Genomic DNA, 22,053 nt, shown 5'->3' with positions numbered 1-22,053 from the left:
CACCCGGCCGCACTGTGTCTCTCCCACCCGGCCGCACCCTGATTGCGGGCGTCGGCAACATCTTCCTCGGTGACGACGGCTTCGGCGTCGAGACCGCCCGCGCGCTCGGGGAACACCCTCTCCCCGACGGGGTGGACCTGGTCGACTCCGGTATCCGGGGCGTCGACCTCGCCTACCGGATGCTGGACGGCTACGCCTCGGTGCTGCTGGTGGACGCCGCGGCGCGCGGCGGCCGGCCCGGCTCGCTCTACCTCCTGGACGCCACCGACCCCGCCGCCGCGACCGCCCGCCCCGGCGCCGGCCCACCCGACGCCCACCACATGACCCCGGACGCCGTCCTGGCGCTGCTCGGCACGCTCAGCGCGGGCACCGGCGCCCGCCGCCCGGAGCGCGTCCTGGTCGTCGGCTGCGAACCCGCCGACACCGCCGAGGGGATCGGCCTGAGCGCCCCGGTCGCCGCCGCCGTCGACGAAGCCGTCCGGCTCGTGCTGCGGTTGGTCGGCGCGCCGGAGCCGGCGCCGGTCCCCGCCGACCCCACCGAGAGGAACACCACCCCATGCTGAAGATCGCCCTCGGCGGCACGCTGGCCGCCATCCTCGCCGTCGCCCTGCGCAACCTGCCCGACATCAAGCGGTACTTGCGGATGCGCGCCATGTGAGGCGCGTCGGTCCCGCGGCCGGCGGGGCGCGCTGCACCGAACGGTGTATGCCACCGCCCCGCCCGGCGAGGCATCCCGGGCGGCCCGGGGCCGGGCCGTCTAATGAGGCACCGGCAACCGGTCGTCACACCCGAAAGAGACGGGCCGATGCACGAGATGTCCATCGCGCTGGCGGTCATCGACCAGGTCGAGAGCGCGGTCCCGCCCGCCGGCGCCGCCGCGGTCAGCAGCGTCCGGCTCCAGATCGGTGAACTGGCCGGGGTGGTCCCCGACGCCCTGGCGTTCTCCTTCCAACTCGCCTGCGAGGGAACGGCGTTGGCCGGCGCCGAGCTGATCACCGAACCGATCGCGGCCCGCGCCCGCTGCGGCCGCTGCGAGCGGACCTGGCCGGCGGGCCGGCCGCCGCGGCTGAGCTGCACCGGGTGCGGCGGGGCGTCCGTGGAGCTGCTGTCCGGCCGCGAACTGCGGATCGCGGACGTCAGTTGGCACGACGGCCCGCAATCCACCCCGACGCACGAGGAGCGTTGATCCCATGTGCCGTGTCCTTGATCTGCAACAGGCGGTGCTCGCCAAGAACGACGCCTGCGCCCACACCCTGCGCGAAGACCTGGCGGCCCGCGGCACCGCGGTCGTCAACCTGCTCTCCAGCCCCGGCAGCGGTAAAACCGCCCTGCTGGAGCGGGAGTTGACCCTCGCCAGGGAGCGCGGGGTGCCGGTCGCCGCACTCACCGCCGACCTGGCCACCGAGAACGACGCGGTCCGCCTGGCCCGCGCCGAGGTCCCCGTCAAACAGGTGCTCACCGACGGGCTGTGCCACCTGGAGGCCGAGATGCTCGGCGGGCACCTGGACGGCTGGCTGCCCGCCGACACCCGGCTGCTGTTCGTCGAGAACGTCGGCAACCTGGTCTGCCCGGCCTCCTACGACCTGGGGGAGACGCTGCGGGTGGTGCTGGCCGCCGTGACCGAGGGCGAGGACAAGCCGCTGAAGTACCCCACCGCCTTCGGGCTGGCCCACCTGGTGCTGATCACCAAGACCGACCTCGCCGCTGCGGTGGACTTCGACGAGCCGACGTTCCGCGCCAACGTGGAACGGATCAACCCGGGCGCCGAGGTCGTCCGCACTTCGGTCCGCGGTGGCGAGGGCCTCGGGACGCTGCTGGAGCGGGCGTTGGCGGCGCGGGAGAAGGGTCCCGGGCACATCCCGGTGATGACCCGCCGGTCGCACCATCTGCACGACGGCCCCGAGGACCGGGACGGCGACCGCGGCCCGGTGGGGTCGAGCCGGTCATGACCGTCGGGCAGCCCGGCGCCGGCACCGTTCCGCAGGCCCCCCCACCGTCCCCCGGGCCGTCGGAACCGGCGCCCGCCCCGTCCTCGTGCGACGGCGGAGCGGTGTGCGCCGCCCGCCCACCACAGGCGCCCGCAACGGACTCCGCCCGCCGCCGGATCACCGTGCGTGGCATCGTCCAGGGCGTCGGATTCCGCCCGTTCGTCCACGGCCTCGCCACGGAACTGGGGTTGACCGGGCACGTGAGCAACACCGGTGAGGGCGTGGACGTGGAGGTCGAGGGGCCGGCCGCGGTGCTGCACCGGTTCGCTGTGCGACTGCGGGCCGAGGCGCCGCCGCTGGCGGTCGTCGAGGCCGTGGACGGCGAGGACCTCGCGCCCACCGGCGACACCGGGTTCACCATCCGCCCCTCCCGCACCCGTGGCCCGTCCCGCACCCTGGTCGCCCCGGACGCCGCCACCTGCGACGCCTGCCTGGCCGAGCTGACCGACCCGGACGACCGCCGCCACCGGCACCCGTTCATCAGCTGCACGCACTGCGGCCCGCGCTTCACCATCGTCCGCGCGCTGCCCTACGACCGCGCCCAGACCACCATGGCCGGCTTCCCGATGTGCCCGCGGTGCGCGGCCGAGTACGCCGACCCGACGGACCGGCGGTTCCACGCGCAGCCGATCGCCTGTCACGACTGCGGCCCCCGGCTGCGCCTGCTGGCCGCGGGCCCGGACGGTGCGGACGGCACCGCGGAGCCGCCGCGTCCGGTCCCCGGCGACCCGGTGGCCGGCACCCGGCGGCTGCTCGCCGACGGCGCGATCGTCGCCGTCAAGGGGCTCGGTGGCTACCACCTGGTGTGCGACGCGGCGAACGACCGCGCGGTGACGGAACTGCGTCGCCGCAAGGCCCGCGGGGACAAGCCGTTCGCGTTGATGGCGCGTCAACTCGCCGACGTGGAAGGGCTGGTGGAGGTCGGGCCGGAGGAGCGCGAGCTGCTCGCCGGGCCGGTGCGGCCGATCGTGCTGCTGCACCGGCGGGCCGGCGGGCCCGTGGGCGGAGCGCCCGCGGTCTCCGACGCGGTCGCCCCCGGCTGCCCCGACCTCGGGCTGATGCTGCCCTACACCCCGCTGCACCACCTGCTGTTCGGCCTGCCCGGCGACGACCATGGCCCCCGGCTACTCGTGATGACCAGCGGCAACGTGTCCGGCGAACCCCTCGTCACCGACGACGCGGACGCCCTGGCCAAACTGGCGCGGCTGGCGGATGCCTGGCTCGCCCACGACCGGGCCATCCAGGTCCCGTGCGACGACTCGGTGGTCCGGATCAGCGACGGCGAGCCGCTGTACGTCCGGCGCTCGCGCGGCCGCGCGCCGTACCCGGTACCGCTGCCGGTGCCGGTCCGGCCCGCGCTGGCCACCGGCGGCGACCTCAAGACCGCGCTGTGCCTGGGGGAGGGGAAGCGGGCCTGGCTCTCCGCGCACATCGGCGACATGGACGACCTGGCCACCCAGTTGGCGTTCGAACGGGCCGCCGCGCACCTGGAGACGATCACCGGGGTCCGGCCGCGGCTGCTCGCCACCGACCGGCACCCCGGATACCGCACCGGCCAGTGGGCCCGTCGCCACACCGGCGGCCGGCCGCTGGTCCGGGTCCAGCACCACCACGCCCACGTCGCCGCCGCCATGGCCGAGCACGGACTGGACGGCCGGCAGCCGGTGATCGGCGTCGCCTTCGACGGCACCGGCTACGGCGACGACGGGGCGATCTGGGGCGGCGAGATCCTCCTCGCCGACTACGCCGGGTACCGCCGCTTCGTCCAACTCGGCTACGTCCCGCAGCCCGGCGGCGACGCCGCGGTCCGCCGCCCTTACCGCATGGCCCTCGCCCACCTGCGCGCCGCCGGCCTGCCCTGGAGCGCCGACCTGCCGCCGGTGACGGCCTGTCAGTCCGATGAACTTCCCGTGTTGGAACGCCAGTTGGAGCGGGACATCAACTGCGCCCCGACCTCCAGCATGGGGCGGCTCTTCGACGCGGTCTCCTCGCTCGCCGGGATCTGCCACCATGCCGGGTACGAGGCCCAGGCCGCGGTGGCGCTGGAGGCCGCGGCCCGCACCGCCGGCGACGACCGTGGCCCCGGCTACACCTTCGCGCTGCGCACCGGCGCCCCGGTCGGCGGCGCCGCCGCGCTGGTCGCCGACCCCGCCCCCGTGCTCGCCGCGATCGTCGAGGACGTGCGCGCCGGCACCGGCCAGGCACTGGTCGCGGCCCGTTTCCACGCCGCCGTCGCCGGCCTCGTCCGGCGCGCCTGCGGGCTGGCCCGGGAGCGCACCGGCCTGGCGACCGTGGCGCTGACCGGCGGCGTCTTCGGCAACACCCTGCTGTCCGAGACCGCCGCCCGGATGCTGCGGCAGGACGGTTTCACCGTGCTGCGGCACCGCCTGGTCCCGCCCAACGACGGCGGGTTGGCGCTCGGCCAGTTGCTGGTCGCGGCCCGCAGTCGCGGCGCCTAGCCCGTAGCCCGTATGTACCCACACCCGTACGACGAGGAGGACCCATGTGCCTGGCGGTGCCCGGCATGGTGATGGAGATCGAGGACCGGGACGGCACCCGGATGGCCACCGTCGACTTCGGCGGGGTGGTCAAGGAGGTGTGCCTGGAATACGTCCCGGACCTCGCGGTCGGTGAGTACGCGATCGTCCACGTGGGCTTCGCGCTCCAGCGGCTCGACGAGGAGTCGGCCCGCCGGACCCTGGCGCTCTTCGAGGAACTGGGGCTGCTCCAGGAGGAGTTCGGTGATCCCTGGGAGGAGGCCGCGGAACAGGACGGACCGCAGGCGGAGGAGGCGCGGCAGTGAAGTACCTCGACGAGTTCCAAAACCCCGAGCTGGCCCGGAGGTTGTTGGACGAGATCCGGGGCATGGTGACCCGGCCCTGGGCGCTGATGGAGGTCTGCGGCGGTCAGACGCACACCATCATCCGGCACGGCATCGACCAACTCCTGCCAGAGGAAGTCGAGTTGATCCACGGGCCCGGCTGTCCGGTGTGCGTGACCCCGCTGGCGGTCATCGACAAGGCGTTGGAGATCGCCGCCCGGCCCGAGGTGATCTTCTGTTCGTTCGGCGACATGCTGCGGGTCCCCGGCACCGACCGCGACCTGTTCCGGGTGCGCAGCGAGGGCGGCGACGTCCGCGTGGTCTACTCCCCGCTCGACGCGCTGAAGATCGCCCAACAGAACCCGGACCGCGAGGTGGTGTTCTTCGGCATCGGCTTCGAGACCACCGCCCCGCCCAACGCCATGGCGGTCCACCAGGCGCGCAGGCTGGGCCTGGACAACTTCAGCATGCTGGTCTCGCACGTCCGGGTCCCGCCCGCGATCGAGGCGATCATGAACTCGCCGAGCTGCCGGGTCCAGGGCTTCCTGGCCGCCGGCCACGTGTGCAGCGTGATGGGCGTCGACGAATACCCGGCCCTCGCCGAGCGCTTCGGGGTGCCGATCGTCGTCACCGGCTTCGAACCGCTGGACATCCTGGAGGGCATCCGCCGCACCGTCCGCCAACTGGAGCGCGGCGAGCACACCGTGGAGAACGCCTACCCGCGCGCCGTCCGCCCCGAGGGCAACCCGGCCGCCCGGGCGATGCTGGCCGACGTCTTCGAGGTCGCCGACCGCTCCTGGCGCGGCATCGGCACCATTCCCGCCAGCGGTTGGCGGCTCTCCGAGCGCTACCGCGGCTACGACGCCGAACACCGCTTCTCGGTCGAGGGCATCGCCACCCGCGAGCCGGCCGCCTGCCGCAGCGGCGAGGTACTGCAAGGGCTGATCAAGCCCCACGAGTGCCAGGCGTTCGGCACCACCTGCACCCCGCGCACCCCGCTCGGCGCCACCATGGTCTCCAGCGAGGGCGCCTGCGCCGCCTACTACCTGTACCGCCGGCTCGGCACCGCGCCGACCCCCTTGGAGGCGACCCCCGTTGTCTGACACCACCTCGTCCCGCCCCGCCACCGGGCCGGGCCCCCGGGACCTGCCCACCGTCGACATCACCGGCTGGACCTGCCCCGCCCCGCTGCGCGAGACCCCGCGCGTCGTCATGGGCCACGGCGGGGGCGGGGCGCTGACCGCCGAGCTCGTCCAGCAGATCTTCGTGCCGGCCTTCGGCGGTGAACTCCTCGGCCAGCTGGGCGACTCGGCGGTCTTCCCGCTCGGCGGGCAGCGACTGGCCTTCTCCACCGACTCCTACGTCGTCCGGCCGCTGTTCTTCCCCGGCGGCAGCATCGGCGACCTCGCCGTCAACGGCACCGTCAACGACCTCGCCATGAGCGGTGCCCGGGCCGCCTACCTCTCCTGCGGCTTCATCCTGGAGGAGGGCGTGGAGATGCCGGTGGTCGCCGGGGTCGCGGACGCGATGGGTGCCGCCGCCCGGGCCGCCGGGGTGGAGGTGGCCACCGGCGACACCAAGGTCGTCGAGGCCGGCCGCGGCGACGGCGTCTACCTCAACACCGCCGGCATCGGCGTCATCCCGCCCGGTGTCGACCTGCGGCCGCAGCGAGTGGTGCCCGGCGACGTGGTGATCGTCAGCGGTGACATCGGGGTGCACGGCGTGGCCATCATGAGCGTCCGCGAGGGCCTGGAGTTCGGCGTCGAGATCGAGAGCGACTGCGCGGCCCTCGGCGGGCTCGTCCAGGCGATGCTCGCGGTCACCCCCGATCTGCACGTGCTGCGCGACCCCACCCGCGGTGGGCTGGCCGCCGCGCTCAACGAAATCGCCACCGCCTCCGCCACCGGCGTGGTCATCGACGAGCGTGCCGTTCCCGTCCCGCCGGCCGTCGCCAACGCCTGCGCCATCCTCGGCCTGGACCCCATGTACGTCGCCAACGAGGGCAAGTTGGTGGCGTTCGTCCCCCGCGAGCACGCCGACGCGGTGCTGGACGCGATGCGCGCCCACCCGCTGGGCGTCGGCGCCGCGGTGATCGGCGAGGCGGTCGCGGCCCACCCCGGCATGGTGGTGGCCCGCACCCCGCTGGGCGGGACGCGGGTGGTCGATCTGCCGCTGGGGGAGCAACTGCCCCGGATCTGCTGAGACGTCGGGACGGTCGGCGGTCGGGCGGCAACGTCCGGCCGCCGACCGCTGTGTCCGCGCACCCGGGGCCGGTGACGACGCACCCCGCGCCGCCCGCGCGGGGGCGCGGGGCGACACGGGGTGCGTCGGTCGCGGTAGGGCTCAGTGGGTGTCGCGCATCAGCCGGGACCCGAACCAGTCGTCCTTGTCCCGCACGCCGGGCAGGACGAAGAAGTAGCCGCCGCCCTCCGGGGTGATGAAGCGCGACAGCGGCTCGTGCCGCAGCCGGCGCTGCACGGTGGCGAACTGCCGCTGGACGTTCTGCTGGTAGCCGCAGAAGACCAGCCCGAGGTTCATCCGCCCGCGCCGGTCGTAGCCCTGGTCGTAGTTGTAACTCCGGCGCAGGAAACGGGACTTGTCGGTGTGCGGGGTGCGCGGGTTGGCGAGTCGGATGTGCGCGTCGAGGGGGATCGTGCGGCCGTGCGGGTCGTGGCGGTAGTCCGGTGCGTCGTTCTCCCGCTCGCGTCCCAGAGGCGCACCGCTCGCCTTGTGCCGGCCGAAGATCCGTTCCTGGCGGCTGACCGGCACCTGGTCCCAGGACTCGACGTGGAACCGGATCAGCCGCAGCACCTGATAGCTGCCGCCCTCGGCCCAGTCCGGCTCCCCGCACTCCGGCGTCACCCAGATCAGCCGGTCCATCTCGCGCGCCGAGCCGGTGTCCGGATTGACGATGCCGTCCTTGAAGCCGATGAAGGTGCGCGGTGAACCCGAGGGCCGGGACGGGTTGAGGAACGCGTCCGTCCGCCACCGTGGCCGCATCATCCCGTGGGTCTCGCGGCCCAGGTCGCGCAGGACGTGCACCACCGCGTCCGGGTGCTCCGCGCAGACCTGCAACGACAGGTCGCCGTGGCAGCGCGGCGGGTCCAGCCGGTCGTCGGGGAAGGCCGGCATGGCCTTCAGGTGGCGTGGCTTGTGCCCGGCCAGCCCGAACCGGTCGTCGAAGAGGGACGCCCCGACGCCGACCGTGATGCTCAGCGAGTCCGGGGTCTGCGGCTCCGCGGCGGTCTTCTCGTCCTTCGGCTTCACCCCGGCGGCCAGCACCCGGGACCGTTCGGTGACCTTCTTGAGCAGCCGCGTCAGGTCCGCCCGGTCGTGTACCAGCACGTCGAACGCCACGAAACCGGCGAACAGTTGCTGCGGGGTGACGATGCCGGCCTGGTGGTGACCGTGGAACGGGATCCGGTCCGGTGGCAGCAGCCGGCCCTCCGCGGAGTGGCCCTGCGGCGACGGCGATCGACCTGCCGGGACGGCCGCCGCCTCGCCGCCGCACAGCCCCGCGCCGGCCGCCGCGCCCGCGACCCCGGCCGCGTACTTCAGGAACCCTCGGCGCCCGCCGTCCCGCGCCGCGCTCCGCTCGTCTCCGCTCCGCTCATCCCTCATCGCCCAGCCATCCCCACTGCGGCCCGCGCCGCCGGTGTGCGTTACCCCTGCTTGCGCCGCGATCCTCGCGGCCGGCCGGGCCCCGTCCGGGAACAACACGGTGGGGCCCGTCGAAATCACGCGTGGGGTGGCCACCCGGCCGCCGAACGGCGCAGGCCCCCGCGCCGTCGCCGGCGTCCGCTCCTAGCGTCGGCTGGGTGACCCGCCCGACTGAGGACGACCCCGCCGAGATGCCGCTGCGCATCGTCCGGGGCAACGCCGAGCCCGAGGAACTGGCCGCGCTCGCCGTCGTCGTGTGCAGTCGGCTCGCCTGGGCCCGGGCGCTCGCCGACGGTGACCGCGAGCAGGCGCGCGACGACGGACTCACCGATCGCCAACTGCGCAACCACCGTGCCCGGTCGGCGTGCTGGGCGGGGTGTTGGCTGTGTGGCTGAGTCCGCGACGGGCGGTCGGGAGCTGCACCGGCGGGGGCTCGTCCGGAGGCTGACGGCGGTTGGGGGGAGCCGCCGCGCGTTCGCCGGTGGGTCGGTGGGTGTGCCGGCCCGGCCGACGGGCAGGCGGCAGGTGTGGAGGAACGTGAGGAGCGGCCCATGACATTGCCGTGGCGGGAGGACGAGCGCTGGCGCCGCCGGTATCCGCAGTCGGGGCCCGACTGGACCAGTGGGATGCCGCAGGGGACGACCGAGCCGCTGACGCCGATTGGGCGGAGCGAGCAGTACGGGCGGATGGGGAGTGCCCTACGGGGCGGTTGGGTGGCGCCCTGGCAGCGGAAGGTGATCGCGGGCTTCGTCGTCGGGGCGGTTGTGGTGGCCGTGGTGGCGGCCGGGGTGGTCGTCTTCGGATGAGGGGAGCGGGGGCGGCCCCTGAACTGGCCGTTCTGGTGCGTCGGTACGGGGCTCGGCTACCGGCGCTGGCTGGACCGTACGGGCGCGCGCCGGGCGGCCGTTCCCGGTGACGTGCGGCGGGAGCCAGGGGCCCAGCGGACCGCACCCAGGGCGGCGGCCAGGAAGCCGGTGGCGCCGATCAGCGCCGCGGTGTGCAGCCCGGGGACCAGGCCGCCGGTGGTCAGCGTCCCGAAGACCGCGACGCCGAGGACGCTGCCCAGTTGGCGGGCGGCGTTGAAGACCGCGGCCGCCGCGCCGCCGCGGTCGCCGGGGGCGGACTCCATCACCGCCGCGGTGGCGGCCGGCATGGTCAGCGCCGTGCCGAAACCGGCGGCGGCCATCGGGCCGACCAGCGCCGCGTAGGGCGTCCCGGGGCCCGCGCACAGCCAGCCGGCCAGGCCCGCCGCCCCGATGAGCAGGCCGGCCACCATCGACGGCCGGGGCCCGCTCCGCGCGGTCAGCCGGCCGGCCAGCGCCGAACCGGCCGCGATCAGGCCGACGGCCGGCAGCAGCGCCCAGCCCGTGCGCAGCGCGCTGTAGTGGTGGACCCGCTGGAAGTAGAGCGGGGCGAGGAACAGCAGCCCGTAGAAACCGGTGTTGAGCAGGACGCCGACGGCCGCGGAGGCGGCGAAGGCCCGGTTGTGGAAGAGGGCGAGCGGCAGCATCGGGGCCGGCGAGCGGTGTTCCAGGAGCAGGAAGGCGGCCAGACCGAGCAGGGTGAGGGCGAACGCGCCGAGGACGAAGGGGTGGACCCAGCCCAGGGAGCCGGCCTCGATGCAGCCGGCGGCGAGGGCCGCGACGCCCACCGCGCCGGCCGTCTGGGCCGGGACGTCGAGCCCGCCGCGGGTCGGCCCGTCGGGGGAGCACGGGATGTGACGGACCGTCAGTACCAGGGCCAGCAGCGCGGGTGGCAGGTTCACCAGGAACACCGCGCGCCAGCCGAACGCGGCGACCAGCGTGCCACCGAGCACCGGGCCGGCCCCGGCGGCCAGCCCCGCGACCGTTCCCCAGACGCCGAACGCCCGGGCGCGGGCGGCCGGTTCGCGGTACGCGGCCCGCAGCAGCGCCAGCGACGCGGGCACCAGGAGGGCCGCGCCGACCCCCTGCACCAACCGGGCCAGCACCAGCACCGCCACCGACGGGGCCAGCGCGCAACCGGCCGAGGCCAGCGCGAACACCGTCAGCCCGGCCAGGAACACCCGCCGCCCGCCGAACCGGTCGGCCAGTCCGCCGCAGAAAAGCAACAGCCCGGCGAAGACCAGCGTGTAGCCGTCCACCGTCCACTGGAGGCCGGTCACCCCGGCGTCCAGCGCGCGGCCCAGGTCCGGCAGCGCCACGGTGACCACGGTGACGTCCAGGATGACCAGGAAGTAGCCGAGGCACACGGCCACCAGGGGCAGGCGGGCGGCGCGGGCGGTGCGTGGCCGGGTTGGGGCGGGGGCGGGGAGCGTCGGGGTCGTCGGCATGCGGTCAGTGTCGGGCCGGGACGTTGCGGTCTGTGGCGAAACGTTCTTGTCGCGGGGTGGGGTCCGTGGTGGGGTCCGGGACCGCGAGGACGTTTCGCTGCTTGCCGAATCGTTCGCGACGTACGGTCGCGGTATGGACGCCCGGACCGAGCCCGCAGCCCGCACCGAGACGGACGTGGCGCACGTCGCCGCGGCGATCGGCGACCCGTCCCGCGCCAAGGTGCTGCTCGCCCTCGCCGGGGGCGGTGCGCTGCCGGCCAGCGCCCTGGCGGCCGAGGCCGGGGTGAGTCCCTCCACCCTCAGCGGCCATCTGGCCAGGCTCCGGGAGGCGCGGCTGCTCACCGTCGAGCTCGACGGCCGGCACCGCTACTACCGGCTCGCCACCCCCGACGTCGCCCGCGCCCTGGAGCAACTCGCCCAGATCGCCCGGCCGTTGCCGGTCCGCTCCCTGAACGCCGACACCCGCGCCCGGGCCCTGCTGCGCGCCCGGCTGTGCTACGACCACCTCGCGGGCCGCCTCGGTGTCGCCCTGATGGAAGCCCTGCTGGCCGACGGCGTCCTCGGGGAGGAGCGCGCCGGCGACGAGCCCGCCGACGTCCGCTACGTCCTGACGCCGTCGGGCCGGCGCGCGCTGACCTCCTTCGGCGTGGACCTGGACCGGCTGCCGCGGCGCCGGTCCGCGGTCCGCTACTGCGTCGACTGGGCCGAGCGCCGCCACCACCTGGCCGGCCCGCTCGGCGTCGCCGTCACCGCCCGGCTGTTCGCGCTGGACTGGCTGCGCAACGGCCGGTACCGGCGGGTCGTCCGGCTCACCGACGCCGGGCGTCGGGGGCTGTCGGAAACTTTCGGCCTCGCCCCCGAGCGGCTCGGCTAGCCCCTCAAAACCCTCCCGTCGAACGCTTCACATTGCCGCAACAATCGGCTTCCCGCTGGCGCGAACACGTCGAGTAGGGTCCTGACCGGCGCAGACAGCGAGTCGAGGAGGCCGTTTCGTGACGGAGCATCAGGTAGCGGGGGAGTCCGTCGGAGGCGGTGCGTCCGAAGTGCGGACGCAGGAACGCCGACTGCGGCGCGACCTGGGCTTTTGGGGACTGACCGGAATCGGCTTCTCCAACATCGTCGGCTCCGGTTGGCTGTTCGCCGCCATGTACGCCGCGCAGACCGCCGGCCCGGCCGCGCTGCTGTCGTGGGTGGGCGCGGGCCTGCTGTGCGGGCTGGTCGCGCTGGTGATGATCGAGCTGGGGGCGTCCCGGCCGGAGGGCGGCGGCACCGTCCGCTGGCCGCTGCTCGCCAACGGGCGGCTGGTCGGCACCCTCGTCGGCTGGTCGGTGCTGCTCTCGGTCGGCGCCACCGCCGCCGAGATCAGCGCCATCATGCAGTACACCGCGCACTACGTCCCCGGCCTCTACAACGGCCACACCCTCACCGCCTCCGGACTGGCCGTGGCCGCCGGCCTCAGCGTGCTGCTGACCGCGCTGAACTGGTTCGCGGTCCGGCTCTTCGCCCGCCTCAACACCCTGGTCTCGATCTTCAAGATCGCGGTACCGGTCGCCACCGTGCTCGCCCTGATCGCCTCCGGCTGGCACTCCGGGCGCCTGACCGACCACGGCGGCTTCGCCCCGTACGGCTATGTCGCCTGCCTGACCGCGCTGGCCGGCGGCGGCATCGTCTACTCCGTCAACGGCTTCCAGGCCCCGATGGACTTCTCCGGCGAGACCCGCAACCCCCGCCGCACCCTCCCCTGGGCCGTGCTGGCCGGCATCGGCCTGGCCCTGCTGATGTACGTGGCGCTCCAGGTCGCCTATCTGTTCACCGTCCCCGAGAGCCTGCTCGGCGGCGGCTGGAAGGGCGTCTCCTTCGACTCGCCCTTCGGGCAGCTGGCGCTGATCCTCAACCTCCACTGGCTCTCCAACCTGCTCTACGCCGACGCGGTGCTCTCGCCCGGCGGTTCGGCGTACGTCGGGGTGGCCATCGACGCCCGGCACACCTACGCGCTGGCCAAGAACGGCACCATCCCGCGCTACTTCATGAAGATCGACGAGGGCTCTGGCATGCCGCGCCGCGCCCTGGTGATCAACCTCGTGGTGATCGTGCTGTACCTGCTGCCGTTCGGCGGCTGGCAGGACATCGTCAGCGTCATGGGCGACATGTACCTGCTGATCTACTGCGCCTCCGCGGTCGCGGTGGCGGTCTTCCGTACCGAGGCCGGCGGCGGCACCGCCGGGTGGGTACCGGGGCTGCGTTGGATCGCCCCGCTGAGCTTCGTGGTGGCCAGCGAGTTCGTCTACTGGTCGGGCTGGCAGCACCTGCGGCTGGCGCTGCCGATGGTCCTCGTGGGACTGCTGCTCTTCCTGGTGATGCGGCGGCCCGGCGCCCGGTCCGCGGAGAGCGACGGCGCCGGTCCGCGCCGCCCGCTGAAGGCCGAACTCACCACCGGCGCCTGGCTGGTGGTGTACCTCCTCGCGCTCACCGCACTGTCCTGGCTGGGCACCTTCAAGGGCTCCGGGCACCTGCCCGCGCCCTACGACTCGCTCACCGTGGGCGCCGTCGCGCTGGCGGTCTTCTTCTGGGCGGTGCGGTCCGGCGTCGGCCACCTCACGGTCGTGCGGCGGGCCGTCGCCTGACCCCGTCGCGCCCCGGCGGGAGCCGCCGGGGCGCGACGTCGCCGTGGAGCGGATGCCGGACCCCGGAAATATGATGGGGCCATGCTTCGGCGTCGTCCCCCGCGGTCGGCGAGCGCCGACGATCTGCTGAGCACGCTCGGCCGGCTGACCGCCCAGGCGCGGGAGGGCGCGGAACTCCAGCGGGCCAGGGTCGAGCTGGCCGAGGTCCTTCAACGGGAGATGCTGCCGGCCACCCTCCCCGAGCTCCCCGGTCTGCGCACCGCCGCCAGCTACGTCCCGGCCCGGCACGGCCTCGCCATCGGGGGCGACTGGTACGACGGCTTCGCCCTCCCGGACGGCTCGCTCGCCTTCTCCGTCGGCGATGTGCAGGGCCACGACGTCGAGGCGGCCGCGTTCATGGGGCAGATCCGGATCGGGCTGCGGGCCGTCGCGGCCCACGCCCCCGACCCCGGCGAGGTGCTCAGCCGGGCCAACGACCTGCTCCTGTCCATCGACTCCGAACTCTTCGCGACCTGCACCTTCGTCCGCTTCGACCCGGTGTCCTGGGAGTTGACCAGCGCCCGCGCCGGGCACGTCCCCGCGGTCTGGGCCACCACCGACCGCCGGTGCGGCCTGGCCGAGGACCCCGGGGGCATCCCGCTCGGCGTGCTGCCGGGGCAGCACTATCCGGTCACCCGCCGGCGGCTCGCCACGGCGGGCGCGTTCGTGCTGCTCACCGACGGGGTGATCGAGGGCCCGTCGTTCCCCATCGACGACGGACTGGCGGAGGTGGCCCGGCTGGTCGGCGCGAAGGCCGGGGACGACCCGGCCGAGGTCGCCGAGGCGGTGCTGTGCGTCGCCGAACTCACCGGGCACACCGACGACGCCGCGGTGATCGTGCTGCGCTACGACGCGGACCGACGGGGGTGAAGCCCGGGGCCGCGAGCGCGTGTCGCGGCCGGGGCCCGGTCACCGGCGTTGTCTGATGGCTGGCGTGGTGCGCACCGGGGAGATCCGTCGGCTGGCGCCGGCAGCCCTGGGGAACCTCGCGCTCGCCGCCGTCTACTACGGAGCCGCGAAGGTCGGTCTGCTGGAACAGGTGGTGGTCGCGGGGGCGGTGGTCACCCCGCTGTGGCCACCCACCGGCATCGCGTTGAGCTGCCTGCTGCTGATGGGGCTGCGGATGTGGCCGGGCATCGCGCTCGGCACCTTCCTGGTCATCTCCACGCTCACCCGGCTCGACCTCGCCGGCATCGGCGTGATCGCCGGTAACACCCTCGCCCCGGTGTGCGCCTGTCTGATGCTGCGCCGGGTCGGCTTCCGCACCGAACTGGACCGGCTGCGCGACGGGGTGGCCCTGGTGGCGCTGGGCGCGTTCGCCGCGATGGTGATCAGCGCGACGCTGGGCAGCGGCACCCAGGTGCTGACCGGGGCGCTGCCCACGGGGGACTTCTGGCGCACCTGGGCGTCCTGGTGGGTGGGGGACGCGATGGGGGTCCTGGTCATCGCTCCGCTGCTGTTGGCCTGCCAGGCCGTCCGATGGCCCCGGCACTTCCCCCTCCACCGCTGGGCCGAGGCGGTCACGCTCCTGGTGGCCGTGGCGGCGGTCTCGGTGGTGATCACCCGCTCCTCGCTGTCCCTGCTGTTCCTGGTCTTCCCGGTGATCGTGTGGGCGGCGCTGCGGTTCCAACTGATCGGCGCGGCGCCCTGCGTCCTGGTGATGTCGGTCTGCGCGATCAACGCGGCCACCCGCGGGTACGGCCCGTTCGCCGGCCGGAGCCTGCTGGAGACCATGGTCAACCTCCAGGCCCTGAACGCCTCCGCCGCCCTCACCGCGCTGCTGCTCTCGGCGATCGTCACCGAGCAGAACGCCGTCCGGCGGCGGATCGAGCAGGCGTGCCGGGAACTCGCCGAGGTGGTGGACCGGTTGGCGCCGGGGGAGAGCCGGCGTAGCTGGCCGCCGGAGCAGTGATCGGCCGCCGCCCGGTCACTCACCCAGCAGCTCGCCCAGGTCGTAGCCGACCGGCTCCTCCAACTGGGCATAGGTGCAACTCCCCGGCGTGCGGTCGGGTCGCCAGCGGCGGAACTGCGTGGTGTGGCGGAAGCGGTCGCCCTCCATGTGGTCGTAGCCCACCTCGCACACCCGCTCCGGGCGCAGTGGCACCCACGACAGGTCCTTCCCACCGCTCCAGCGGCTCGGGCCGCCCGGCATCCGACGGGCCCCGTGCGCCGCCTCGTCGGTCCAGTCGCCCCAGGGGTGGCCGGTGGCGTCGGCCATCCGCAGCGGTGCCAACTCCTCCACCAGCGCCCGCCGCCTGGCCATCGGGAACGAGGCGCAGACCCCGACGTGTTGGAGGTGGCCGGCGTCGTCGTGCAGCCCCAACAGCAGCGAGCCGACCACCGGGCCGCTCTTGTGCTCGCGGTAGCCCGCGACCACGCAGTCCGCGGTCCGGGCGTGCTTGACCTTGAACATCGCCCGGTCGCCGGGCCGGTACGGCAGGTCCAACGGCTTGGCGATCACCCCGTCCAGCCCGGCGCCCTCGAACTGCCCGAACCACCGCCGGGCCAGCTCCAGATCGGTGGTGGCGGGCGCGGTGTGCACCGGCGCCCGGGCCGGCCGCAGCGCCTCGACCAGCGCCGCCCGGCGGACCGTCTGCGCCTCGCCGAGCAGGTCGGCGTCGTCCAGCGCCAGCAGGTCGAAGGCGACCAGCGACGCCGGCGTACGGGCGGCGAGGGTCCGCACCCGGGAGTCGGCCGGGTGGATGCGCTCCAGCAACTCCTCGAAGTGCAGCCGGCCGTCGTGCGCGATGACGATCTCGCCGTCGAGCACGCAGCGCGGCGGCAGTTGGGCCCGCGCCGCGTCGAGCACCTCGGGGAAGTAGCGGCTGAGCGACTTGGTGGTGCGGCTGGCGATCTCGACCTCGTCGCCGTCCCGGAACACGATGACGCGGAAGCCGTCCCACTTCGCCTCGTACTGCATGCCGGCGGGGAGCTCGGCGACCGGCTTGGCGAGCATGGGGGAGACCGGGGGCATCACGGGCAGGTCCATGCCCCCGATCCTGCGGGCCGCGGCCCGTTCCCGCCCGCGGAGACGGCCGGCGCGCGGGGGTGCGCGGCGGAACCTAGCGTGGAGGCATGGCCGGAGCCGGAGCTGTGGAACTGGACGTCGCGGGACGCGCGGTGCGGGTGTCGAACCCGGACAAGACGTACTACCCGGAGCGCGGCTTCACCAAGCTGGACGTTGTCCACTACTACCTGGCGGTGGCCGACGGCGTGCTGCGCGGGCTGCGGGACCGGCCGACGACGATGCAGCGCTTCCCCGACGGCGTCGAGGGCGAGTTCTTCTACCAGAAGGACATCCGGGGGTGCAGAGGAGTCTAGCCTGATCTGCGGTTGACCTGCATCGCAGCAGGTCAAAGCAGGTTTTCGGGGTCAGTAAGCGAGTTGCAGGTGTGACCCCCTGAAACAGCCTCTGCCAGGACTCATGCTGACCCAATGCTGACTTCGCTGACGCCTCATCAGGCACGTCTGCCCGGACCCCGTGACGCCCCAGCTCGAACCCCGAGGCCCCGTGAGAGGGCCATCACGGACAGTCAGAGGTTAGTTAGGTTGATTCACGGGGTGTGGCCCTCGACGGCCACCTCTCGGCACTCCTGGCGACAGTTCTCGCAGAGTGGGCGCAGTTCCGTACCCATGCGTCACTGAAGCTTTTGGCGCACAGTGGGGGCATGGCTACACGTCCACTTGTGGTGGTGCATCCACCGTCGCCTACTGGTGGCCGGCGGGTGACGGTAAATGCCGAGAACCTGGGCCTTGCCTACGGCCCTAGAGACGTTGTCGAGTTCCTTCGACGTGCCGGCCTTGATGAGGATGAGATCAGCCTCGACGACTCCCGACTCATCACATGGAGGGGCGGAGGATCAGACGTATGGAGTTAGTTAGAGGAGAAGGCGAAGCCCCGGCCCTGGTAGCCGGGGCTCACTTGTACCCATAGATAGATAACCTAGACGACCACTAAGTTCATGTATGGCTAGGGAGCATATATATTTACCCCTCCACTAATAACGTACTTGTCACTCTCTCGATTTAGTGACACTGCTGTGGCGTAGTTCACAAATATAGGGATAGGTGCTCTAAGTCGGAGCAGCTAGACGGACCCCTGATGCCCCTGGAAAGCCTTCTAAGACCCCTAGGGCGCTTTATGTTCTCTCCTTGGCGTCATTGGCTGCCAAGCCTCTCGAAAGGCCCTCAGGGAGCCATGCAGAAGCTCGTTAGGCTATCTAAGCGTCTTAGGCTAGCCAAGCAAGATCATTAGACCCTTGGTTCGTACGTATGCCGAGCGACAGCCTCCGGCGGTTCCTTATGTGCAAACGAACTAACATTACCCCCCATATGCATAGACATTCCTTATTGGATGCAGGCAAGGGAACCTACCTAATTAACTATTAACTCTACGGTTAGGGGTGGATGCCTTCTGTTATGGGTTAGTTAGGTTGGTTGCCATCCTTCTTTTGGTGAGCAGGTAACGGACCGTCTATTGAGTGGGGGAGTTCCTTAGGTGGGCTATGGGTGTCGAATGGGAGATGCCTGTTTTAGGCATTCTTTCTACGTTACATGTTTGTTTGCATGTTGCCTATGGATGCTTGTGGTGATGCTTGTCTCATTGTGGTGATAATGCTTGATTGAGGGGCGATAACGGATTGAAGAGGCTAAGTCAAGAGTCACAAAGCAAAGAATGAATGAAAACACAAAGAGTGAGACTAAAGCACAAAGAGTAGCAATGGATAGGTGCCCGCATGAGGGCCTATCTATATGAGGGTGCTGTACAGGGCCTAGGTGTATGCGGTAGGCCCTTAAGTTGGCGCACATGGCTTTCTGGACTTAGGGATAGATGGTGTGCTAGATGCATGCGCGCATATTCCTATGTATCCGGGTAGGGCCAGCTTGGATACTGTACGTAGCGCTATGACTACTTAGATTGCTATGCACTTTACCTAGATAGCGTTTATGCAGGTCAGGGCGTTGATGATGTTAAAAACCGCAGGTCAGAGGCTTATTGGCTTACTTGCGTACAGCTAACAAGTTGCGTAATGTTCTGGGTGTCGCAAGGGGAACAGCCCAAACAAAGCGAAGGACTAAGGTTCTAAGCAAGGGACAGACTCTAAGCGGCCAAGGATCTACGGATCCGGGAGAGTGCGGAAGCGTGCACGACCAAAGCAAGTGCTGAGGTAAGGCATCAAACCGCGTATGGGTTGCCCGGTGGCCCCAAGCGACAACCGGCGGAGGTATCACCCTCATAGGGCTGCGCTTGCGATCAGGCAAGCAAACAGCCCGTAGTCCATGACTACCGGTGTAAGCGGTTCTCAGGTGCAAGACCGGTCATGGGCACGCAGCAGAACAAAGGGGAGGCAACATGACCGTCAATCTCAAACGCGAGTGCGACATCAGGCACTGTCAGGCGGTAGGCGCCCTGCCTTACGTGATCGGGTACGTGCACGGGAGGCAATCCCGGAACCTGTGCAGCGAGCACTTTGAGGCGCTGGACATCTTCGGGTGTCTGGTTGATTTCACGGTTCCTAGAGGTGCGTACCGGAAGACCCTGAAAGCGGTACAGGAAGGAAACCAGGCATGGATACCCGTATAGCTGATGCGCTGGTCGGCATTCTCATGATGGCGATTGGTGACGGCGAGGAAATCACGAGGGCGCAGATCGATTCCGCGTATGTGGAGGCATTGAGGCTAGCTGAGGCGCCTACGGCCATTGAACTTGAACAAATGTTGGGAGTGGATTGGTAATGCGTAACTGGATTCTTGCGGGCGTGGCCGCCGTGATGCTCGCTACTGGCACAGGGGTCACGGTTCATAGCGTGGACGCTAAGGCTGCCGATAAGGCGCACGTGACCGACTACAACGACGGTTTCCAGGACGGGGCGTGTCACAAGGGCGCGGACGGTTTCGGTAACGCGTGTAAGTGACAGCGGACAGGGTCAAGGGACATGGCAGAGCGATTTTTCTACTACGAACCTGCTGACTACCAGGCATGTGAAGAGCACATGGCCAACGCTCTCGGGGAGTGGTTCCCGGAGACAGGTGAGACCTGTAAGGGCTCTATGTGGAACTACCACGGGTGGGACATAGAAGAGCTGATACAGGCGCTTACCGCGTCGGATGAGTTGCTTGATAGGCACCTAACGCGTCTCGGTACCCGCATGGGGCCGGTTGAACATCACTGCATGGCTCTTCACTGAAGAGAGGTACGGCTATGACTGCAACGCTCGAATACTTGGACATGTCTTGGCATCAGTGTCAGGCGGCGGCGCGTGCCGGTTCCGCACTGCGATCCGGTCGGGACTGCGCGCATGGCTATCGCTACTGCGATTGCTGCGGCACGACTGTAATAGGTCCGCTGGACGATTCCGAGTACTTCTGTGAGCCGTGCGACGACGCTAGGGCGGATGGTTGTGCATGTGATCCGGCCGAGTCGTGGCATTGCTTCACGGGCTACTGCGATGGATCCGGATGCACGTACCCGGGGGAGTGTGAGGAGCGGTAATGCCTGACAACGACATCATTCGTGAGGCACGCGAGTGCATAGCTAACCGGGTAGCGAAGATCAATCGGAATCAGCGTTGGGATGCCAACGATGAATGGTGCCTGGATCATGATGTGCGGCATCTTGAGTTCATGATTGAGATCTTCCGAAAGGATGCGGAGACGTGAAACAGCTTCCGTCGGGCCGATGGTTCAGTAACTGGCATCTGCGGCGTCATGGCGCATGGGATGACTGTAAGCACTGTGAGGCTTACGAGGATCACGGACACGAGTATTGCAATCCGGCGACCGGTGAACTGTGCGAAGGGTGTGAGAGTAAGTGAGTAAGCGTGTGGGAGTCCACTACAGCAGCTATGCGGCAGCGGAGGGGGTTAAGTGCATACCTTTCTGTGAGGAGCCTGTAACCCACTGGGAATGCAGGGAAATGTACGGGGAGAAGCATTTCGCCTGTGACCCTCGTTGCGACAAGCATCGTAGGGCTAGTGAGCCTGGTATGACGCACGCCCCGGTCAAGTAGAGGAGAAGGAAATGGCGTACGACTTTGAGAAGGAAACAGGCGCGGACATTGACGCGATGATCGCGGGTTATGTCACTTACATGCGTCACCAGGCCGACCGGCTAGAGGTTGTTGCATCCAACCGGACAGATCCGGGCGACATCAAGTATTTCCAGCAGCAGGCCGTAAGGCGTCGGGCGGATGCTGAAAGGGTGCTTACAGCTGAGGGGCGCGAGTACTTCCGTCGTACGGGACTCTGGCCGGAAGAGGGGTTTGGCGCATGAAGCGTGTAGCGGTGTTCATAGCGAGCAGGAACACGTCCCCGAGTAAGCGTCGGGTGTTGTGGCACGTCTCCGAGTCGGATGCTCGCAAGATATGCAGCGATCGGCGGACGGGAGCCAAGGCACACCCTAACCACATGCTGTGTTACTCGTACGAGCTTGACCCGGAATACAACGTGTTCGTGTCGGACAACGGCCGATATGCGGACGTGTTGGCCGAGCATGGCGTAACCATCCTGGCGAGCAAGACGCATTCTCTTGTCAGTTAACTTGTTAGCTGTACCAAGCGTGACGCGCTTTGGTCGGGCCCTACCTGCCGGGGTCCGAGCCATGGCCTGTCAGGCCGTTACAAGGTCATACAGGGAGGGTGGAGAGTGAAGCTGAAAGACGTACAGCTAGGCGTACGTGTCCGCAATCGCAAGATGATGTTCCTGGAGTGTGGCCCGATAGTGGGAGTGCTTTACGGGGGCCCGAAGATGAACCGACCCAACATCACACATGTTGTCGTCGAGAAAGAGCCGTACAGGAACCTGGACGGAACCTATAACAAGGTTCCCGAGTGGGACCGGTACCTAGTGTTTCCGCTTGATGCAGTGGAGGTCATCAAGTGACAACCGCGTTTGATCAGATGGCGGTCGGGTTCACACCCAACATCTTCGGGTTCAAAGTCGTCGCGCGGTGGAGCAAGGCACGACCGGGCGTGCGTGTGGTCGTGCTCGACCAGGACGACCAGGCCGTCAGTGTGGTGACGCTCGAACACGACTGGATGCGCGCTGATGCCATGGACGAGCCGCTGTTGTGTCAGTCGGTGCTACGTGCGCTAGCGGCCTCCCACAAGGGACTGACGGGCGACTGGTGGAGGGAGCCCGAGACGGCCGTGTGGGAGTGCGCCGACCACGGCGACATCGTTTGGTTCGCGGCGTGCGACATAGCAGGGGCAGCAAGGGCAATGGCGGAGATAGCAGGGGAAGAGTGATGACCGGCAACGGTGGGGAACTGAGCGGGGCGGAGTTCGGCGAATTAGTGGGGCGTGTTCAGCGCCGCCACGACATCGGGTTGTACGTGGAACGGCGGGCGGGCGCGATCGTGAACGCGCTCCACGTGTACGCGGACAAGCAAGGGCAGGCCGCTGCGGAAGCGCAGCATGCTTACGAGGCTGGCCAGCGTGACCCCGACATCAGGACCAAACAAGATAAGAGCATCGTGACCAATGACGGTTACCGGCAGGCTGCCGAGATACTGCGGCAGTCCGCGCAGCAGGCACGAGACATCGCCATCACGCTAAGCGGTATGACGGAAGATGCCGACGAGTGGGACGGCAATAGCGACTGAGCGGCTTTA

23 protein-coding genes and 1 pseudogene are annotated in these 22,053 nt (G+C 70.2%); 21 read left to right on the top strand and 3 right to left on the bottom strand.

Going from position 1 to position 22,053, the window contains the following annotated elements; all coding sequences use genetic code 11:
- Positions 1 to 14: 14 nt before the first annotated feature.
- From PV796_RS05910 to hypE, 8 genes are all read left to right on the top strand, one after another.
- Complete coding sequence (locus PV796_RS05910; RefSeq protein WP_274911851.1) at positions 15 to 563, top strand: hydrogenase maturation protease; 549 nt, start codon at positions 15 to 17, stop codon at positions 561 to 563.
- On the top strand, positions 557 to 658 hold the full coding sequence (locus tag PV796_RS42275; protein WP_376568530.1) for a DUF6893 family small protein: 102 nt from the start codon (positions 557 to 559) through the stop codon (positions 656 to 658). Before PV796_RS05910 ends, PV796_RS42275 begins: the two co-directional genes overlap by 7 nt.
- A gap of 147 nt (positions 659 to 805) precedes the next feature.
- Positions 806 to 1,186 (top strand): hydrogenase maturation nickel metallochaperone HypA/HybF, encoded by a 381-nt coding sequence (locus PV796_RS05905; protein ID WP_274911850.1) that lies wholly within the window; start codon positions 806 to 808, stop codon positions 1,184 to 1,186.
- A gap of 4 nt (positions 1,187 to 1,190) precedes the next feature.
- Entirely contained in the window at positions 1,191 to 1,949 is a 759-nt protein-coding gene (gene hypB / locus PV796_RS05900; RefSeq protein ID WP_274911849.1) for a hydrogenase nickel incorporation protein HypB, read from the top strand.
- Positions 1,946 to 4,447 carry a carbamoyltransferase HypF gene (hypF, locus tag PV796_RS05895; protein WP_274911848.1) on the top strand — a complete coding sequence of 834 codons (2,502 nt, stop codon included), beginning with the start codon at positions 1,946 to 1,948 and terminating at the stop codon, positions 4,445 to 4,447. The genes hypB and hypF overlap by 4 nt, the downstream gene beginning before the upstream one ends.
- Before the next feature lie 44 nt (positions 4,448 to 4,491).
- A complete protein-coding gene (locus PV796_RS05890; RefSeq protein ID WP_274911847.1) occupies positions 4,492 to 4,791 on the top strand; it encodes a HypC/HybG/HupF family hydrogenase formation chaperone in 300 nt (99 codons plus the stop codon).
- Entirely contained in the window at positions 4,788 to 5,912 is a 1,125-nt protein-coding gene (hypD, locus tag PV796_RS05885) for a hydrogenase formation protein HypD (protein ID WP_274911846.1), read from the top strand. The genes PV796_RS05890 and hypD overlap by 4 nt, the downstream gene beginning before the upstream one ends.
- A complete protein-coding gene (gene hypE, locus PV796_RS05880; protein WP_274911845.1) occupies positions 5,905 to 7,011 on the top strand; it encodes a hydrogenase expression/formation protein HypE in 1,107 nt (368 codons plus the stop codon). Before hypD ends, hypE begins: the two co-directional genes overlap by 8 nt.
- A 141-nt stretch (positions 7,012 to 7,152) precedes the next feature.
- Here hypE and PV796_RS05875 read toward each other — a convergent pair whose 3' ends face one another.
- On the bottom strand, positions 7,153 to 8,430 hold the full coding sequence (locus PV796_RS05875; RefSeq protein ID WP_274911844.1) for a Dyp-type peroxidase: 1,278 nt from the start codon (positions 8,428 to 8,430) through the stop codon (positions 7,153 to 7,155).
- 197 nt (positions 8,431 to 8,627) lie between these two features.
- On the opposite strand from PV796_RS05875, the gene PV796_RS05870 reads away from it, so the two are divergent.
- On the top strand, positions 8,628 to 8,864 hold the full coding sequence (locus PV796_RS05870; RefSeq protein ID WP_274911843.1) for an acyl-CoA carboxylase subunit epsilon: 237 nt from the start codon (positions 8,628 to 8,630) through the stop codon (positions 8,862 to 8,864).
- A gap of 156 nt (positions 8,865 to 9,020) precedes the next feature.
- Positions 9,021 to 9,275: a hypothetical protein gene (locus PV796_RS05865; protein WP_274911842.1), complete on the top strand. Its 255-nt coding sequence runs from the start codon at positions 9,021 to 9,023 to the stop codon at positions 9,273 to 9,275.
- Between the two features lie 56 nt (positions 9,276 to 9,331).
- Here the strand turns inward: PV796_RS05865 and PV796_RS05860 are convergent, their stop codons facing one another.
- Positions 9,332 to 10,780, bottom strand: coding sequence for an MFS transporter (locus tag PV796_RS05860; RefSeq protein WP_274911841.1), 1,449 nt, complete (start codon positions 10,778 to 10,780; stop codon positions 9,332 to 9,334).
- Positions 10,781 to 10,913: 133 nt separating this feature from the next.
- On the opposite strand from PV796_RS05860, the gene PV796_RS05855 reads away from it, so the two are divergent.
- From PV796_RS05855 to PV796_RS05840, 4 genes are all read left to right on the top strand, one after another.
- Positions 10,914 to 11,654, top strand: a complete 741-nt coding sequence (locus PV796_RS05855) for an ArsR/SmtB family transcription factor (protein WP_274911840.1) — start codon at positions 10,914 to 10,916, stop codon at positions 11,652 to 11,654.
- Between the two features lie 190 nt (positions 11,655 to 11,844).
- Entirely contained in the window at positions 11,845 to 13,404 is a 1,560-nt protein-coding gene (locus tag PV796_RS05850; RefSeq protein WP_274918882.1) for an APC family permease, read from the top strand.
- Positions 13,405 to 13,485: 81 nt separating this feature from the next.
- On the top strand, positions 13,486 to 14,313 hold the full coding sequence (locus PV796_RS05845) for a PP2C family protein-serine/threonine phosphatase (RefSeq protein ID WP_274911839.1): 828 nt from the start codon (positions 13,486 to 13,488) through the stop codon (positions 14,311 to 14,313).
- Positions 14,314 to 14,377: 64 nt separating this feature from the next.
- Positions 14,378 to 15,355, top strand: coding sequence for an MASE1 domain-containing protein (locus PV796_RS05840; RefSeq protein ID WP_274918880.1), 978 nt, complete (start codon positions 14,378 to 14,380; stop codon positions 15,353 to 15,355).
- A gap of 15 nt (positions 15,356 to 15,370) precedes the next feature.
- Here the strand turns inward: PV796_RS05840 and PV796_RS05835 are convergent, their stop codons facing one another.
- Entirely contained in the window at positions 15,371 to 16,432 is a 1,062-nt protein-coding gene (locus PV796_RS05835; RefSeq protein ID WP_274911838.1) for an ATP-dependent DNA ligase, read from the bottom strand.
- A gap of 86 nt (positions 16,433 to 16,518) precedes the next feature.
- On the opposite strand from PV796_RS05835, the pseudogene ligD reads away from it, so the two are divergent.
- The 7 genes and pseudogenes from ligD to PV796_RS05795 form a co-directional block, all read left to right on the top strand.
- Positions 16,519 to 16,737 (top strand): annotated as a pseudogene (gene ligD / locus PV796_RS05830) (non-homologous end-joining DNA ligase LigD); the annotation flags it as partial.
- Between the two features lie 2,274 nt (positions 16,738 to 19,011).
- Positions 19,012 to 19,179, top strand: a complete 168-nt coding sequence (locus PV796_RS05820) for a hypothetical protein (protein WP_274911836.1) — start codon at positions 19,012 to 19,014, stop codon at positions 19,177 to 19,179.
- Between the two features lie 756 nt (positions 19,180 to 19,935).
- A complete protein-coding gene (locus PV796_RS05815; protein WP_274911835.1) occupies positions 19,936 to 20,103 on the top strand; it encodes a hypothetical protein in 168 nt (55 codons plus the stop codon).
- Positions 20,104 to 20,463: 360 nt separating this feature from the next.
- Complete coding sequence (locus PV796_RS05810) at positions 20,464 to 20,715, top strand: hypothetical protein (RefSeq protein ID WP_274911834.1); 252 nt, start codon at positions 20,464 to 20,466, stop codon at positions 20,713 to 20,715.
- Positions 20,716 to 21,086: 371 nt separating this feature from the next.
- Positions 21,087 to 21,323, top strand: a complete 237-nt coding sequence (locus PV796_RS05805) for a hypothetical protein (RefSeq protein ID WP_274911833.1) — start codon at positions 21,087 to 21,089, stop codon at positions 21,321 to 21,323.
- Entirely contained in the window at positions 21,320 to 21,688 is a 369-nt protein-coding gene (locus PV796_RS05800) for a hypothetical protein (protein ID WP_274911832.1), read from the top strand. Before PV796_RS05805 ends, PV796_RS05800 begins: the two co-directional genes overlap by 4 nt.
- A complete protein-coding gene (locus tag PV796_RS05795; RefSeq protein WP_274911831.1) occupies positions 21,688 to 22,044 on the top strand; it encodes a hypothetical protein in 357 nt (118 codons plus the stop codon). Before PV796_RS05800 ends, PV796_RS05795 begins: the two co-directional genes overlap by 1 nt.
- The last annotated feature ends 9 nt before the right edge of the window (positions 22,045 to 22,053 follow it).

This window comes from Streptomyces sp. WZ-12, assembly GCF_028898845.1.
GTDB lineage: Bacteria > Actinomycetota > Actinomycetes > Streptomycetales > Streptomycetaceae > Streptomyces.
This window is presented reverse-complemented; position numbering and strand designations above follow the sequence as displayed.

Excerpts from the sequence above, each read along its gene's own strand:
- PV796_RS42275 (WP_376568530.1), top strand. The coding sequence starts at position 557 with ATGCTGAAGATCGCCCTCGGCGGCACGCTGGCCGCCATCCTCGCCGTC.
- PV796_RS05905 (WP_274911850.1), top strand. The coding sequence starts at position 806 with ATGCACGAGATGTCCATCGCGCTGGCGGTCATCGACCAGGTCGAGAGC.
- hypB (WP_274911849.1), top strand. The coding sequence starts at position 1,191 with ATGTGCCGTGTCCTTGATCTGCAACAGGCGGTGCTCGCCAAGAACGAC.
- hypF (WP_274911848.1), top strand. The coding sequence starts at position 1,946 with ATGACCGTCGGGCAGCCCGGCGCCGGCACCGTTCCGCAGGCCCCCCCA.
- PV796_RS05890 (WP_274911847.1), top strand. The coding sequence starts at position 4,492 with ATGTGCCTGGCGGTGCCCGGCATGGTGATGGAGATCGAGGACCGGGAC.
- PV796_RS05875 (WP_274911844.1), bottom strand. The coding sequence starts at position 8,430 with ATGAGGGATGAGCGGAGCGGAGACGAGCGGAGCGCGGCGCGGGACGGC.
- PV796_RS05865 (WP_274911842.1), top strand. The coding sequence starts at position 9,021 with ATGACATTGCCGTGGCGGGAGGACGAGCGCTGGCGCCGCCGGTATCCG.
- PV796_RS05860 (WP_274911841.1), bottom strand. The coding sequence starts at position 10,780 with ATGCCGACGACCCCGACGCTCCCCGCCCCCGCCCCAACCCGGCCACGC.
- PV796_RS05855 (WP_274911840.1), top strand. The coding sequence starts at position 10,914 with ATGGACGCCCGGACCGAGCCCGCAGCCCGCACCGAGACGGACGTGGCG.
- PV796_RS05845 (WP_274911839.1), top strand. The coding sequence starts at position 13,486 with ATGCTTCGGCGTCGTCCCCCGCGGTCGGCGAGCGCCGACGATCTGCTG.
- PV796_RS05835 (WP_274911838.1), bottom strand. The coding sequence starts at position 16,432 with ATGGACCTGCCCGTGATGCCCCCGGTCTCCCCCATGCTCGCCAAGCCG.
- PV796_RS05820 (WP_274911836.1), top strand. The coding sequence starts at position 19,012 with ATGGATACCCGTATAGCTGATGCGCTGGTCGGCATTCTCATGATGGCG.
- PV796_RS05815 (WP_274911835.1), top strand. The coding sequence starts at position 19,936 with ATGCCTGACAACGACATCATTCGTGAGGCACGCGAGTGCATAGCTAAC.
- PV796_RS05810 (WP_274911834.1), top strand. The coding sequence starts at position 20,464 with ATGGCGTACGACTTTGAGAAGGAAACAGGCGCGGACATTGACGCGATG.
- PV796_RS05795 (WP_274911831.1), top strand. The coding sequence starts at position 21,688 with ATGACCGGCAACGGTGGGGAACTGAGCGGGGCGGAGTTCGGCGAATTA.